Source organism: Modestobacter sp. VKM Ac-2985, from assembly GCF_026967925.1.
Taxonomy (GTDB): Bacteria; Actinomycetota; Actinomycetes; order Mycobacteriales; family Geodermatophilaceae; genus Modestobacter.
This window is the reverse complement of the sequence record NZ_JAPVBI010000002.1, coordinates 1,222,327-1,236,559: the sequence shown is the minus strand read 5'-3', so window position 1 is coordinate 1,236,559 and position 14,233 is coordinate 1,222,327. Positions and strand designations below refer to the sequence as shown.

Annotated in this window: 14 protein-coding genes; 6 read left to right on the top strand and 8 right to left on the bottom strand. The window is 73.5% G+C overall.

The genetic code is table 11. The features are described from left to right. Positions 1 to 2: 2 nt before the first annotated feature. Entirely contained in the window at positions 3 to 1,379 is a 1,377-nt protein-coding gene (locus O2V61_RS15240; protein ID WP_269184111.1) for a dicarboxylate/amino acid:cation symporter, read from the bottom strand. A gap of 291 nt (positions 1,380 to 1,670) precedes the next feature. On the opposite strand from O2V61_RS15240, the gene O2V61_RS15235 reads away from it, so the two are divergent. The 4 genes from O2V61_RS15235 (at position 1,671) to O2V61_RS15220 (ending at position 5,441) form a co-directional block, all read left to right on the top strand. Then, positions 1,671 to 2,321 (top strand): DedA family protein, encoded by a 651-nt coding sequence (locus O2V61_RS15235; protein ID WP_269184110.1) that lies wholly within the window; start codon positions 1,671 to 1,673, stop codon positions 2,319 to 2,321. Positions 2,322 to 2,325: 4 nt separating this feature from the next. Next, positions 2,326 to 3,057, top strand: a complete 732-nt coding sequence (locus O2V61_RS15230) for a YqjF family protein (RefSeq protein WP_269184109.1) — start codon at positions 2,326 to 2,328, stop codon at positions 3,055 to 3,057. 79 nt (positions 3,058 to 3,136) lie between these two features. Beyond that, on the top strand, positions 3,137 to 4,318 hold the full coding sequence (locus O2V61_RS15225) for a sensor domain-containing phosphodiesterase (RefSeq protein ID WP_269184108.1): 1,182 nt from the start codon (positions 3,137 to 3,139) through the stop codon (positions 4,316 to 4,318). A 55-nt stretch (positions 4,319 to 4,373) separates the two neighbouring features. Continuing rightward, complete coding sequence (locus O2V61_RS15220) at positions 4,374 to 5,441, top strand: Gfo/Idh/MocA family protein (protein WP_269184107.1); 1,068 nt, start codon at positions 4,374 to 4,376, stop codon at positions 5,439 to 5,441. A 147-nt stretch (positions 5,442 to 5,588) separates the two neighbouring features. Here the strand turns inward: O2V61_RS15220 and O2V61_RS15215 are convergent, their stop codons facing one another. Further along, positions 5,589 to 7,604: a methylmalonyl-CoA mutase family protein gene (locus tag O2V61_RS15215; RefSeq protein WP_269184106.1), complete on the bottom strand. Its 2,016-nt coding sequence runs from the start codon at positions 7,602 to 7,604 to the stop codon at positions 5,589 to 5,591. Positions 7,605 to 7,717: 113 nt separating this feature from the next. Between O2V61_RS15215 and O2V61_RS15210 the strand changes: the two genes are divergently transcribed. Continuing rightward, a complete protein-coding gene (locus tag O2V61_RS15210; RefSeq protein ID WP_269184105.1) occupies positions 7,718 to 8,038 on the top strand; it encodes a hypothetical protein in 321 nt (106 codons plus the stop codon). 66 nt (positions 8,039 to 8,104) lie between these two features. Here O2V61_RS15210 and murA read toward each other — a convergent pair whose 3' ends face one another. Beyond that, complete coding sequence (murA, locus tag O2V61_RS15205) at positions 8,105 to 9,400, bottom strand: UDP-N-acetylglucosamine 1-carboxyvinyltransferase (RefSeq protein WP_269184104.1); 1,296 nt, start codon at positions 9,398 to 9,400, stop codon at positions 8,105 to 8,107. An 87-nt stretch (positions 9,401 to 9,487) separates the two neighbouring features. On the opposite strand from murA, the gene O2V61_RS15200 reads away from it, so the two are divergent. Then, on the top strand, positions 9,488 to 10,105 hold the full coding sequence (locus O2V61_RS15200; RefSeq protein WP_269184103.1) for a cob(I)yrinic acid a,c-diamide adenosyltransferase: 618 nt from the start codon (positions 9,488 to 9,490) through the stop codon (positions 10,103 to 10,105). Between the two features lie 21 nt (positions 10,106 to 10,126). Here the strand turns inward: O2V61_RS15200 and O2V61_RS15195 are convergent, their stop codons facing one another. The 5 genes from O2V61_RS15195 to O2V61_RS15175 form a co-directional block, all read right to left on the bottom strand. Next, positions 10,127 to 10,531 carry a DUF2550 domain-containing protein gene (locus tag O2V61_RS15195; protein WP_269184102.1) on the bottom strand — a complete coding sequence of 135 codons (405 nt, stop codon included), beginning with the start codon at positions 10,529 to 10,531 and terminating at the stop codon, positions 10,127 to 10,129. Positions 10,532 to 10,581: 50 nt separating this feature from the next. Next, positions 10,582 to 10,971, bottom strand: coding sequence for a F0F1 ATP synthase subunit epsilon (locus O2V61_RS15190; protein ID WP_269184101.1), 390 nt, complete (start codon positions 10,969 to 10,971; stop codon positions 10,582 to 10,584). A 215-nt stretch (positions 10,972 to 11,186) separates the two neighbouring features. Continuing rightward, positions 11,187 to 11,435: a hypothetical protein gene (locus tag O2V61_RS15185; RefSeq protein WP_269184100.1), complete on the bottom strand. Its 249-nt coding sequence runs from the start codon at positions 11,433 to 11,435 to the stop codon at positions 11,187 to 11,189. A gap of 293 nt (positions 11,436 to 11,728) precedes the next feature. After that, entirely contained in the window at positions 11,729 to 13,174 is a 1,446-nt protein-coding gene (atpD, locus tag O2V61_RS15180; RefSeq protein WP_269184099.1) for a F0F1 ATP synthase subunit beta, read from the bottom strand. A 90-nt stretch (positions 13,175 to 13,264) separates the two neighbouring features. Continuing rightward, on the bottom strand, positions 13,265 to 14,233 hold the full coding sequence (locus O2V61_RS15175) for a F0F1 ATP synthase subunit gamma (RefSeq protein WP_269184098.1): 969 nt from the start codon (positions 14,231 to 14,233) through the stop codon (positions 13,265 to 13,267).

Genomic DNA, 14,233 nt, shown 5'->3' with positions numbered 1-14,233 from the left:
GCTCAGACCGGCTGCGGCGAGCGCAGGTCGCCGTCCACGCCGTCCTGCTGTGCGACGGGGGCCAGCGGTTCCGCCGGCCGGGTCGACCGGAACCGCTCGAGGTCCAGCAGCCCCTCGCGCTTGGCGACGATGGTCGGCACCAGCGCCTGGCCGGCCACGTTGGTGGCGGTCCGGCCCATGTCGAGGATCGGGTCGACCGCCAGCAGCAGGCCGACACCGGCCAGCGGCAGGCCCAGCGTGGACAGCGTGAGCGTCAGCATCACGACCGCACCGGTCACGCCCGCGGTCGCCGCGGAACCCACCACGGACACCAGCGCGATCAGCAGGTAGTCGGTGACCGAGAGGTCGACGTCGAAGAACTCGGCCACGAAGATCGCGGCCAGCGCCGGGTAGATCGCCGCGCAGCCGTCCATCTTCGTCGTCGCGCCGAGGGGAACCGCGAAGGACGCGTAGCTGCGCGGGACGCCCAGCTCGGTCTCGGTGACCCGCTGGGTCACCGGCAGGGTGCCGATGGAGCTGCGGGACACGAAGGCCAGCTGGATCGCCGGCCAGGCACCGGCGTAGAAGCGCACCGGCGACAGCCCGTGCAACTGGAGCAGCACCGGGTAGACGACCAGCAGCACGATCGCGAGACCGGCGTACACCGCGCCGACGAAGACCCCGAGCGAGCCGAGGGACTCCCAGCCGTAGCTGGCCACCGCCTTGCCGATCAGCCCGACCGTGCCCAGCGGCGCCAGCAGGATGACCCACCAGAGGACCTTCTGCACGATCGCCAGCACCGAGCGGGTGACCGACAGGAACGGGTCCGCGGCGGCACCGACCTTCAGCGCCGCGACCCCGATGGCGACCGAGACGACGATCAGCTGCAGGACGTTGAAGCTGACCCCGCCGTCGCCGTTCCCCTCCAGTCCGAGGAAGTTGGCCGGGACCAGCCCGGTCAGGAAGTCCCACCAGGAACCGGTGGTCGCCGGGGCCTGGGCGAGTCCGGCGTCGACCGAGCTCCGGTTGCCGGGCTGGGTGAGCAGGCCGAGACCGATGCCGATGGAGACGGCGATGAGCGAGGTGATCGCGAACCACAGCAGGGTCTGGCCGGCCAGCCGGGCGGCGTTGGAGACCTGCTTGAGGTTGGCGATGCTGACGATGATCGCGGTGACGATCAGCGGGACGACGATCGCCCGCAGCAGCCCCACGAAGGTGTTGCCGATGGTGGTGAGGGTGCTGGTCAGCCAGTTGGCGTCGGTGCCGGGGACCAGGGCGCCGTCGACGAAGGAGCCGTCGACCGGGCCCATCGCGCGGGCCACCAGGCCGAGGGAGATGCCGACGACGAGGCCGAGCAGGACCTGGACCGCGAACGGGACGCGGCGGAGACGTGCGAGCACGGGAGGGGTGCCTCTCTGGGGCGGTGCGGGGTGTCGGACGGGTCGGGACCGGGTGCGCTCAGCGCGAGGTGGTCATCCGCCCGTGGTCGATGACACGACGCCGCGTCAGCCACCAGAGATCGATCACGTGCCGGTCAAGGCCGCCATCGCCGTCCGCCATTCCGCCACGTGAGCGAGGTCATCACCGGGCGGCCGTCATCCTCTCGGGGGACGTCGTGGGGGACCTGAGGGGGATGTGCGCCGCTCCTCCGCCGAGCAGGCTCAGGACATGCCGTTCCCGGGGAGCCGACCGTGACCGATGCCGTGCTCGGCTGGGTGCAGGAGCTGATGGCCTCCCCCTGGGTGTACCTGGTGCTGTTCTCGCTGGCCGCCCTCGACGGCTTCCTGCCCGTCGTACCGGGTGAGAGCGTGGTGATCACCGCCGGCGTCTTCGCCGCGACCGGGCAGCCCGACCTGGCGGCGGTCGTCGCGGTGGCCGCACTGGGGGCCTTCGCCGGTGACCACGCCTCCTACCTGATCGGGCACCGGGCGGGCCCGCGGCTGCAGGCCTGGGCCCGGCCCGGCGGCCGGCGCCGGGCAGCGCTGGACCGGGCGGCCCGGCTGCTGGCCGCCCGCGGCGGCGTCCTACTGGTCACCGCCCGGTACGTGCCGGGCCTGCGGACGGCGGTGACGCTGACCGCCGGGGCGGTGGGCTGGCCGCTGCGCCGGTTCGCCCCCTTCGCCGCGCTGGCCGCCCTGACCTGGGCCGGCTGGTCCGCCGGGATCGGCTACGTCGGCGGGCTGGCCTTCGAGCGCGACCCGTTGCGCGGCCTGCTGCTGGGCCTCGGCCTGGCGCTGGTCCTGGCCGCGCTCGGCGAGGGCGTCCGCATCCTCGTCCACCGCCGCCGGCCCCCCGTCGACGCGGTGGCCGAGCGCGCGCCGGCCGAGGTGGGGGCAGGCTGACCGGGTGAGCACCGTCGAGGACGTCACCCCCACCTCCCCGCGACCGCTGCGCCGCACCGTCTTCACCCAGGGCTGGCGGGACGCCACCTTCCTGCACTGGGCGGTCGACCCGGCCCTGGTCGCCCCGCTGCTGCCGGCCGGCGCCCGGCCCGACGTGCTGGACGGCGCCACCTACGTCGGTCTCATCCCCTTCCGGATGCGCCGGATCGGCCTGCTCGGGGCACCGGGGCTGCCCTACCTCGGCTCGTTCGCCGAGACGAACGTGCGGCTCTACTCGGTCGACGACCAGGGACGGCGCGGCGTGGTCTTCCGGTCGCTGGAGGCCGACCGGCTGCTGCCGGTGCTGGCCGCCCGCTGGGTCGCCCGCCTGCCCTACCTGTGGTCCCGGATGCGCATCGCCCGGGACGGCGACCGGATCACCTACCAGGCGGCCCGCCGGTGGCCCGGCCCTCGGGGCGCCGGCGGCCGCATCACCGTCCGGGTGGGGGCCCGGCTGGCCGACCCCGGCCCGCTGCCGCGGTTCCTCACCAGCCGCTGGGGCCTGCACCAGACCACCCTGGGCCGGCTGGCCTACTGGCCGAACGAGCACCCGGAGTGGCCGCTGCACGCCGCCGAGCTGCTGGAGCTCCAGGACGACCTGGTCGCCGCCGCCGGCCTGCCCACGGTCGGCGGCGCCCCGGACAGCGTGCTGTTCTCCCCCGGCGTCGACGTCCGGTTCGGCCCGCGGGTGCCGTGAGCCCGGCCGGTCGGGCGACCCACCGGCCAATCGAGACGAGATGGTTCCGCGCGAGCAGGTCCTGGGCCAGACTGCCGGGGTGAACGGGAGCCCGACGTCGCCGCCCCCGCCGTCCGTCGCTCTCTCCCCCGCCTGGCTGCACCGGGTGCTGGACGCTGCCCGCACCCGGCTGGGCATGGACGTCGCCTGGATGTCGACGTTCACCGAGAGCAGCCAGCAGATCCGCGCCGCCACCGGCGCGCTGGACGCCATGCACGTGCGTCCGGGGATGGAGCCCTCCCTGGAGGGCTCCTTCTGCGTCCGGGTGCTCAGCGGTCAGCTCCCCCCGGTGGTCACCGGCGCCCGCCGGCACCCCGGCACCCGCCACCTGGCGGTCACCGCCGACCTGGGCATCGGGTCCTACGTGGGCGCCCCGGTCCGGGCGCCGGACGGCCGCCCGGTCGGGATGCTGTGCTGCGTGAGCCGGGACGACGGCGCACACCTGGACGGCGCGGCCGCCCGCACCCTGGAGCTGCTGGCCGACGTCATCGCCGACCGGCTGGCCGAGCCGCTGCCCGCACCGCCGACCGACCCCGCTGCCCGGGTACGCGCCGTGCTGAGCGAGGGGGCGGTCGTCACCCACGTCCAGCCGATCGTCGACCTGGCCACCGAGGAGGTCGTGGCCTACGAGGCGCTGGCCCGGTTCCCGGGCGTCGCCGAAGGGCCGGAACGGCTGTTCAGCGCCGCCGCGGCCGCGGGGCTCGGCACCGAGCTGGAGGAGCTGGCCGCGCGCGCCGCGCTCGCGGTGGCACCACGGCTCCCCGCGGGACGCCCGCTCGGGATCAACCTCTCCCCCTCGGCGCTGCTGTGCGCCTCGGTCACCGACCTGCTGCTGGACCACCGGCACCTGGACGTCGCGGTCGAGGTCACCGAGCACAGCCCGGTGGACGACTACGACGCCCTGGGGCGTGCCCTGACCTGTGTCCGCGACGCCGGCATCGGCCTGACCGTGGACGACGCCGGTGCGGGGTACGCCAGCTTCCGGCACGTGCTGCAACTGCGCCCCGACGCGATCAAGCTCGACCTCGCGCTGGTCGCCGGCGTGCACCTCGACCCGGCGAAGCAGGCGATGGTCACGGCGATGGTCAGCTTCGCCGGCGCGACGGGCGCCCGGCTGGTGGCCGAGGGGATCGAGGACCCCGCCGAGGTCGGCGTGCTCCGGTCCCTGGGCGTGGGGCTGGGCCAGGGATACCTGTTCGGCCGTCCGGCGCCCCTGCTCTGACGCGCTGCGCCGGTCCCCCGCCGAGCCGCGCGATGCCGCCGGCAGCGGACAGGGGATGATCCGGCCACGCGTCGTCGAGGTGGGGAGCACCGTGGTGGAGCCCGTTCGGTTCGGACTGGTGGGGTACGGCTTCGGGGGGCGGTACTTCCACGCCCCGCTGCTCGCCGCTGCCATGGAGTGCGACCTCGTCGCGGTGGCGACCTCCTCGACCGAGCGGCGCGAGCTGCTCCGCCAGGAGCACCCGGGCGCGACCGCCGTCGGGTCGCTGCCCGAGCTGGCCGCGGCCGGCGTCGAGGCCGTGGCGATCTCGACGCCCGCCGACACCCACACCGCGCTCACCGACCAGGCGCTCGACCTCGGCCTGGCCGTGGTCTGCGACAAGCCGTTCGCGCTGGACGCCCCGGCCGCGCAGGCCAGCGTCGAGCGCGCCCGCCGGCTCGGCCTGCCGCTGGCGCCCTACCAGAACCGCCGCTGGGACTCCGACTTCCGCACCGTCCAGGCGCTCGCCGAGGCAGGGACGCTGGGCACGATCACCCGGTTCGAGTCCCGCTTCGAGCGGTTCACCCCCGACCCCGGCCCGGCGCCGTCCGGGGGTGGCACGCTGCTGGACTTCGGCAGCCACCTGGTCGACCAGGCGCTGGTGCTGCTCGGCCCGGTGTCCTCGGTCTACGCCGAGTGGCGGGTGCGCGAGAGCGGGCTGGACGACGACGTCTTCGTCGCCCTCACGCACGCCGGCGGCGCCCGTTCGCACCTGGCCGGCAGCTGGAGCGAGGGCGCACCGGGGAACCGGTTCCGGGTCACCGGCACGGCCGGCAGCTACGTCGTCGGCGGGCCGATGGACGGCCAGGAGGAGGCGCTGGTCGCCGGGGAGACCCCCGCCACCCGCGGTCCGGAGTGGGGCGCCGAGCCGGAGGCCCGCTGGGGCCGGGTGCTGCGGGGGGACCACGAGTACCGGGTGCCCACCCTGCCCGGCGCCTGGGACACGTTCTACCCGGCGTTCGCCGCCGCCGTCCGCGGCCTGGGCGCCGTGCCGGTCGAGCCGCAGGACGCGGTCGCCTCGCTCACCGTGCTCGACGCCGCCCGCCGCAGCGCGACCGAGGGCGTCGTCGTCCGGCTCGGGTGACGGCCGGGTCGGTCCCTCGGTCGGTCACCGGCGGGCCGCCTGGACGGCCAGCAGCTCGGCGTGGTCGTCCTCGACCCACTCGAGGTGACCACCGGGCTGGCAGCCCAGCACCCGCACATCGCCTCCAGGGTGCTGGAGCGCGGTCACTCAGACGGGGACGGCGGCGTCCGCCGCGAGGCCGTTCGCCTCCCGGACGACGGCGACCACCTCGGCCATGATGTCGGTGATCCCGAAGTCCTTGGGCGTGAAGACCCGGGCCACGCCGAGGTCCCGCAACCGCCGCGCATCGCCGTCGGGGACGATCCCGCCGACGACCACCGGGACGTCGTCCAGACCGGCCGCCCGCAGGCCGGCCAGCACTGCCGGGACGACCTGCAGGTGCGACCCGGAGAGCACCGACAGCCCGACCACGTGCACGTCCTCCTCGACGGCCGCGGAGACGATCTGCGCCGGGGTGAGCCGGATCCCCTGGTAGACCACCTCGAACCCGGCGTCCCGGGCCCGCACGGCGATCTGCTCGGCGCCGTTGGAGTGCCCGTCCAGCCCGGGCTTGCCGACCAGGAAGCGGAGCCGCCCCCCGAGCTCTGCGCCGGTGCGCCGGACCAGCTCCCGCACCTCGGTCAGGCTCGCGTCGGCCGCACCGGCGCTGGCCCCACCCACGCCGGTCGGGGCCCGGTACTCACCGAACACCGCGCGCAGCGCGCCGGCCCACTCCCCCGTGGTCACGCCGGCCCGTGCGCAGCACAGCGTGGCGGCCATCAGGTTCTGGTCGGTGGCCGCGGCTGCGCGCAGCTCGTCGAGCGCCGCGGCCACCGCCTCGGGTGCCCGCTCCGCGCGCCACCGCTGCACCGCCGCCTGCGCCGCCGCCTCGACCGCCGGGTCGACGCTCTGGATCGCGGTCTCGAGGTCGGCCAGCAGGGGGTTGGGCTCGCTGGTCGTGTAGCGGTTCACCCCGACGACGACGTCCTCCCCGCTCTCCATCCGCCGCCGGCGCTGGGCCAGCGAGGTCACCAGCTCGCTCTTCATGTAGCCGGACTCGACCGCGGCCACCGCGCCGCCCAGCTCCTGCACCCGGGCGATCTCCACCCGGGCGCCCTCGACCAGCTCGGCGACCTTGCGCTCGACCACCACCGAACCGGTGAACAGGTCCTCGTACTCCAGCAGGTCGGTCTCGAACGCCAGGACCTGCTGCAGCCGCAGCGACCACTGCTGGTCCCAGGGCCGCGGCAGGCCGAGCGCCTCGTTCCAGGCCGGCAGCTGCACCGCCCGCGCCCGGGCGTCCCGGGACAGCGTGACCGCGAGCATCTCCAGCACGATCCGCTGGACGTTGTTCTCCGGCTGCGCCTCGGTCAGGCCCAGGGAGTTGACCTGCACCCCGTACCGGAAGCGCCGCTGCCTCGGGTCGGCGACGCCGTAGCGCTCCGCGGTCAGCTCGTCCCAGAGCTGACCGAAGGCGCGCATCTTGCACATCTCCTCGACGAACCGGACCCCGGCGTTGACGAAGAAGGAGATCCGGGCGACGACGTCACCGAAGCGCTCCGGCGGCACCTGCCCGGAGTCGCGCACCGAGTCCAGGACGGCGATCGCGGTGCTCATCGCGTAGGCGATCTCCTGCACCGGCGTGGCCCCGGCCTCCTGCAGGTGATAGCTGCAGATGTTGATCGGGTTCCACCGCGGCATCGCCGTCACGGTGTAGGCGACCATGTCGGTGATCAGCCGCATGCTCTGCGCCGGCGGGAAGACGTAGGTCCCCCGCGACAGGTACTCCTTGATGATGTCGTTCTGCGTCGTCCCGGCCAGCTGCGCGACGTCGTGGCCGTGCTCCTCCGCGACCGCCTGGTAGAGCGCGAGCTGCCACATCGCGGTCGCGTTGATCGTCATCGACGTGTTCATCTCGTCCAGCGGGATGCCGTCGAACAGCGCCCGCATGTCACCGATGTGCGTCACCGGCACCCCGACCTTGCCGACCTCCCCGACGGCCAGCTCGTCGTCGGGGTCGTAGCCGGTCTGGGTGGGGAGGTCGAAGGCGACCGACAACCCGGTCTGGCCCTTGGCGAGGTTCCGCCGGTAGAGGGCGTTGGACTCCGCGGGCGAGGAGTGGCCGGCATAGGTGCGCATGACCCAGGGACGGTCGCGGTCCTTCGGCGCTGAAGGGAACGGCATGCCAGCGGAGTGTAGGGCGGTTACTCATCAGTAGCCACGGGCCTCCCCCCGCGGTGGCACACTCGGCTCCGGGCTCGCGACCGGCCGGTCGCGCCCCTCCGGAGGGGGTCAGCGTGCCGATCGACGCTGGGAGCCTGCACTACGCCGTGGGGCCGGTCATCGCCTTCCTGATGCTGGTCCTGATCGGGCTCTTCCTCCGCTGGGCCTTCGCCTCGGACACCACGTCGGGCACCCCGGTGCAGCGCGAGGAGCTGCTGACACCGGTGGCCACGCTCACCCGCAGGGACTCGGCGCTGGCGCTGCGGGCCGTGCTGAGCGACGCCGGCATCCGGTCCACGATCCGCGAGCCGGCCGCGCACCGGGCGGACGTGCTCGTCTTCCCCGAGGACCTGCAGCGCGCCCGCGCGCTCGCGCTGTCCTTCGGGGAGCGCTGACGAAGGCCCCCTCGCCCCCCAGACCTCGCTCCGCTCGGTCCGGGCCCCTGCGAGGGGGCCGATCCGTCAGCTCGGACGCTGGGTCCGCTCGATCTGCACGCCCACACCGCGCAGCTGGTCGGTGAAGTCCGGGTAGCCGCGGTCGACGTGGTGCACGTCCTGCACCTCGGTGACGCCGTCGGTCAGCAGGCCGGCGAGCACCAGCCCGGCGCCGGCGCGGATGTCGGTGGCCAGCACCGGGGCGCTGGAGAGCCGTTCCCGGCCCCGCACGACCGCGTGGTGGCCGTCGATGCGCACGTCGGCCCCGAGGCGGACCAGCTCGTTGACGAACATGAACCGTCCCTCGAAGACGTTCTCGGTGATCAGCGCGGTGCCGCTGGAGACCGCGGCCAGCGCCACGGCCATCGGCTGCAGGTCGGTCGGGAAGCCGGGGAACGGGAGCGTCACGATGTCCATGCCCCGTGGCCGGTCCGCCATCGCCACCCGGATGCCGTCGTCCAGGGACTCCACGGTCGCCCCGGCGTTGACGAGCTTCTCCAGCGGCACGCTCAGGTGCTCGGCCACCGCCCGCTCGATCACCAGGTCGCCCCGGGTCATCACCGCACCGATCGCCCAGGTGCCCGCGACGATGCGATCCGGGACGGTCGAGTAGGCCACAGGCCGCAGCTCCCGGACGCCCTCCACGGTGATGGTGGAGGTGCCGGCACCCTCGATCTCGGCGCCCATCGCGACCAGCATCCGGCAGAGGTCGACGATCTCCGGCTCACGGGCGGCGTTGTCCACGATCGTCGTCCCCTGGGCGAGGGCGGCGGCCATCACCAGGTTCTCGGTGGCCCCGACGGAGGGGAAGTCGAGCCAGATCGAGGTGCCGACGAGCTTGGGGGCCGTCGCGATCAGAAAGCCGTGCTCGTTCACCACGGTCGCGCCGAGCCGCTCCAGGCCGGCGATGTGCATGTCCAGCCCGCGGGAACCGATGGCGTCGCCGCCGGGCAGGGCCACCTTGGCGGTGCCCAGCCTGGCCACCAGCGGGCCGAGCACGCTGATCGACGCGCGCATCCGGCGGACCAGGTCGTAGTCGGTCTCGGTGGAGGGGCGCTCGGGCACGTCGATCAGCACCCGCCCGCCGCCGCTCGGGCTGCCGCCCGCCTCCAGCGGGTAGCGCTCGAAGGTCACGCCACAGCCCAGGCGCCGCAGCACCTCGCTCATGATCGCGACGTCGAGGATGTCGGGCACCTCGTCCAGCGTCGTCCGGCCCGGGGCGAGCAACGCTGCCGCCATGAGCTTCAGCGCGCTGTTCTTGGCGCCGGTGACCCGGACGCGGCCGCGCAGGGACGACCCGCCGGTCACCTCGAAGCAGTCCACCCGCCCAGCCTAGAGGCGCGCGCGGACGGAGCCCGACCGGGCGCAGGGGTGGCGACGCACCGCCTGGTCCGGCCTAGTCTCGGGACCATGACCGTCCGGCTGACCCGCATCTACACGCGCACCGGTGACGCCGGGCAGACCCACCTCGGGGACATGTCCCGGGTGGCCAAGACGGATGCGCGGCTGATCGCCTACGCCGACGTCGACGAGACCAACAGCGCGATCGGGGTCGCCATCGCCCTGGGCGGGCCGTCGACCGAGGTCACCGAGCTGCTCCGCAGCGTGCAGAACGACCTGTTCGACGTGGGCGCCGACCTCTCCACCCCGATCCAGGAGGCGCCGGAGCACCCGCCGCTGCGGATCACCGCGGCGTACACGGAGCGACTCGAGGCGGCCTGCGACACGGCCAACGCCGAGCTCCCCGCGCTCACTTCGTTCGTGCTCCCGGGCGGCACCCCGCTGGCGGCGCTGCTCCACACGGCGCGCACGGTCGCCCGGCGGGCCGAGCGCAGCGTCTGGGCGTTGCTGGCCGACGACGCGGAGCGGACCAACACCGAGACCGCCCGGTACCTCAACCGACTGTCGGACCTGCTCTTCATCCTCGCCCGCAGCGCCAACCCCGACGGCGACGTGCTGTGGGAGCCCGGCGCGCACAGCGGCGTGCACGCCCAGCGCGCCGCCCGCACCGCTCAGCCGGAGTCCTGAGCCGGACGACGGCTCGGCCGCTCAGCGGTCGACCGGCGGGGCGGACTCGATCCAGGACAGGAACCCGGTCACCGTCGAGGAGTCCATCGCGAGCTCCTGGGGCCCGGCTCCGGTGCGCACCGTGAGGATCACGCTGTCGTCGGGCAGCGACAGGTCCGCCGCGGTCGGGCGACGCCGGGCGTCGACCTGGAACTGGGCGCGGCACAGCCGCCGGTTCGGCCGGACGGACAGGGACAGCGCGCGGTACCAGAGCAGGGTGTCGCCGGAGTACCAGGCGACACCCACGGCCCAGCGGGAGGTGCCCGGGGCGCGCAGCCACATGGTGACCGCCCCCAGGCCGGAGAGCAGGAACCGCCGACGCAGCAGGAAGGCGGCCACCAGGGCGACCAGCAACAGCCCGACGACGACCAGGACGGCGGTGGTCACCGGGCGGGGCTCGTCAGCCGAGGCGGGTCAGGGACGGACTCGGACGGCGGTCAGGCGTCCTGGCCGGCGGCGCGGAGCCGGGACTGTGCCCGCCTCGCGGCGGCGACGGCCTCTGGGTCATCGCTGTCCTGCTCCGCGCGGCGGAGCGCCTCGCGAGCCCGCTCCACGTCGATGTCGGTGGAGATCTCGGCGGTCTCGGCCAGGATGGAGACGCCTCGCTCGGTCACCGAGAGGAAGCCACCGTGCGCGGCGACGACGAGGTCCTCCCCGGACTCCGTGCGGATCGTCACGACCCCACCGGGAGCCAGCTCGCCCAGCAGTGGCGAGTGACCCGGCAGGACACCCAGCTCACCTTCGGTCGTGCGGGCGATGACCATGCTGGCCTCACCGGACCAGAGCATCTTCTCCACGGCCACGAGCTCGACCTGCAGGGTCGCCACGTATGTCCTCCAGGGTCATCGACCGCCCGAGCCAGGCCGGTGATGCGGGCCGCCGGTCCGGTCGGAGCGGCAGCGGGTCTCCCCCACTGTACCGGCGGCGTGGCCCCGGTTCCGCCACAGGCTGTCACCAGCCTCGCGGACACACTCGGGTTGGGGAGAGGGCTCCTGTCGAGCGCGCCGCCGAGCGCCGGTCAGCGGTGCGGGCAGCGGGCCGCTCAGCAGACGGTGCGGCGGTAGACGACCGTCCAACGCCCGAGCCGCAGCTGGGGGTGCCAGACCACCGACGGCGGCGCCCACTCGGTCGTGTCGAACGGTTCACCGTCCACGGCCAGCGGCGCGTACGGCGGCCAGCTCCACTCCATCGCGTCGTCCGGTGCTGCGTCGTGGCGGGTGGTCCCGCTCATCGAGGTCGCCGTCATCGTCGTCCCGCTGCGCAGCGCCGCTGCCAGGTGCCAGGTGTGCACGAGTCGAACTCCTGTGCATGACGCCCGCCGCTCGGACGTTCCGATGGACATGTTCGTCACCCGGCCGCCCGAACTTGAGGTCCACGGCTGCGGCCCACCCGATCGGATGGCGCGCCGCCAGCGCACCGGCGCCGCCCGCGCGCGGACCGTCACCGGTCCCCCGCTCTGGACCGGCGCAGGAGGCCGGAGAACGCCACGGCCGGGCACCCCGAAGGAGTGCCCGGCCGTGGCGCGGTGCTCGGACGACCCCTCGCCGGTCCCCGTCGCGAGCGGCGGGAGCGAGGGGTCCTCGATCAGCTCTTCTTGAGCTTGTCGTAGTTCCGCTCGAGGTCCTCGAGGCCACCGCACATGAAGAAGGCCTGCTCGGGGACGTGGTCGTACTCGCCGGCCGCGACCGCCTTGAAGGCCTGCAGGGTCTCCGACAGCGGGACGTAGGACCCCGGCTGACCGGTGAACGCCTCGGCGACGAACATGTTCTGCGACAGGAAGCGCTCGATGCGACGGGCCCGGTTGACGGTGACCTTGTCCTCCTCACCGAGCTCGTCGATGCCGAGGATCGCGATGATGTCCTGCAGCTCCTGGTAGCGCTGCAGGATCCGCTGCACCTCACGGGCCGTGTCGTAGTGCTCCTGCCCGATGTACTGCGCGTCGAGGATCCGGCTGGTGGAGTCCAGCGGGTCGACGGCCGGGTAGATGCCCTTCTCCGAGATCGGCCGGGAGAGCACCGTCGTCGCGTCCAGGTGGGCGAACGTGGTGTGCGGCGCCGGGTCGGTGATGTCGTCGGCGGGCACGTAGATCGCCTGCAGCGAGGTGATGGACCGGCCCCGCGTGGAGGTGATCCGCTCCTGCAGCGTGCCCATCTCGTCGGCCAGGGTCGGCTGGTAGCCCACCGCGGAGGGCATGCGCCCGAGCAGGGTGGAGACCTCGGAGCCGGCCTGGGTGAACCGGAAGATGTTGTCGATGAAGAGCAGCACGTCCTGGTCCTGCTCGTCGCGGAAGTACTCCGCCATCGTCAGGGCCGACAGTGCCACCCGGAGCCGGGTGCCCGGCGGCTCGTCCATCTGGCCGAAGACCAGGGCGGTCGAGTTGATGACGCCGGACTCGGTCATCTCGGTGATCAGGTCGTTGCCCTCACGGGTGCGCTCGCCGACGCCGGCGAACACGGACACGCCACCGAACTCCTGGGCGACGCGACGGATCATCTCCTGGATGAGCACCGTCTTGCCCACGCCGGCACCGCCGAACAGGCCGATCTTCCCGCCGCGGACGTAGGGGGTCAGCAGGTCGATGACCTTGATCCCGGTCTCCAGCAGCTCGGTGCGACCCTCGAGCTGGTCGAACTTGGGCGCGTTGCGGTGGATCGACCAGTGCAGCGCGTCCTCGGCGTACCCGGGGGTGTCCAGGCACTCGCCCAGCGCGTTGAAGACGTGCCCGGTGACGACCTCGCCGACGGGCACCATGATCGGGGACCCGGTGTCGCGCACCTGGGCGCCACGGACCAGGCCGTCGGTCGGGGCCATCGAGATGGTGCGGACCACGTTGTCGCCCAGGTGCTGGGCGACCTCCAGGGTCAGCGTCTTGCCCAGGTCGGCGAGGGTGACCTCGACCTTGAGGGCGTTGAAGAGCTCGGGCATCGCGTCGCGGGGGAACTCGACGTCGACGACCGGGCCCGTGACCCGGACGACGCGGCCTGCGCCGACGGTCTCCTGGCTGGACGGACGTTCCTCGGTGACGGTCATCTGTGCTGCTCTCCTGCCCTCGGGCTCGGTGGTCTCGCGTCTTGAGTGTCCCCGTCCGCGGCGACTGGTGCCGCGGACGGGGCGGGTGGCTCAGTCGTCGGCGTTGGCCGACACCAGCGCGTCGGCGCCGCCGACGATCTCGCTGATCTCCTGGGTGATCTCGGCCTGGCGGGCCTGGTTGGCCTGCCGGGAGAGGTTCTTGGCCAGTTCCTCGGCGTTGTCGGACGCCGACTTCATCGCCCGCCGGCGCGACGCCGACTCCGAGGCCGCTGCCTCGAGCAGGGCCGCGTAGATCCGGGTGGTCACGTACTTGGGCAACAGGGCGTCCAGCAGCTGCTCGGCCGACGGCTCGAACTCGTAGGCCGGGGTGATGTCGGTGCTGTGCGACTCCTCGACCTGCGCGTCACGTTCGTCGCGCAGCTCGTCGACCTCCTCCACCACCAGCGGCGCCATCCGGTTGGCCACCGGCACCTGGGAGAGCAGGGACCGGAACTCGGTGAAGACGATGTGCAGTTCGTCCACGCCAAGCACGTCGTCGGCACCGCCACCGGTCTCGTCGTCGTCCTCACCAGCGGTGAAGGCGGCGATGAGCGTCCGGCCGATCTCCTGGGCGTTCTCGTAGCCGGGCTGCTCGGAGAAACCGGTCCAGGTCTCCTCCATCTCCCGGTCACGGAACCGGTAGTACGTCTCGCCCTTGCGGCCGACGACGTACAGCAGCGGCTCCTTGCCCTCGTTGCGCAGCAGGGCGAGGAGCTCCTCGGTGCGGCGCAGCACGTTGACGTTGTACGAGCCGGCGAACCCACGGTCGGAGGTGATCACCAGGACGGCGACCCGCCGGGGGTTCTCCCGCTCGGTCAGCAACGGGTGGTCCAGGCTCGCCGAGCCGGCCAGCGCCGACAGCACGCGGGTGATCTCCCGGGAGTACGGCTTGGAGGCCTCGACCCGGGCCTGGGCACGCACGATGCGGGCACCGGCGATCAGCTCCTGGGCCGAGAAGATCTTCTTCGTCGACTGGGTGGAGCGGATCCGGCGGCGCAGCGCGCGGAGGGAACCGGCCAT

Excerpts from the sequence above, each read along its gene's own strand:
- O2V61_RS15220 (WP_269184107.1), top strand. The coding sequence starts at position 4,374 with ATGATCCGGCCACGCGTCGTCGAGGTGGGGAGCACCGTGGTGGAGCCC.
- O2V61_RS15215 (WP_269184106.1), bottom strand. The coding sequence starts at position 7,604 with ATGCCGTTCCCTTCAGCGCCGAAGGACCGCGACCGTCCCTGGGTCATG.
- O2V61_RS15200 (WP_269184103.1), top strand. The coding sequence starts at position 9,488 with ATGACCGTCCGGCTGACCCGCATCTACACGCGCACCGGTGACGCCGGG.
- atpD (WP_269184099.1), bottom strand. The coding sequence starts at position 13,174 with ATGACCGTCACCGAGGAACGTCCGTCCAGCCAGGAGACCGTCGGCGCA.
- O2V61_RS15175 (WP_269184098.1), bottom strand. The coding sequence starts at position 14,233 with ATGGCCGGTTCCCTCCGCGCGCTGCGCCGCCGGATCCGCTCCACCCAG.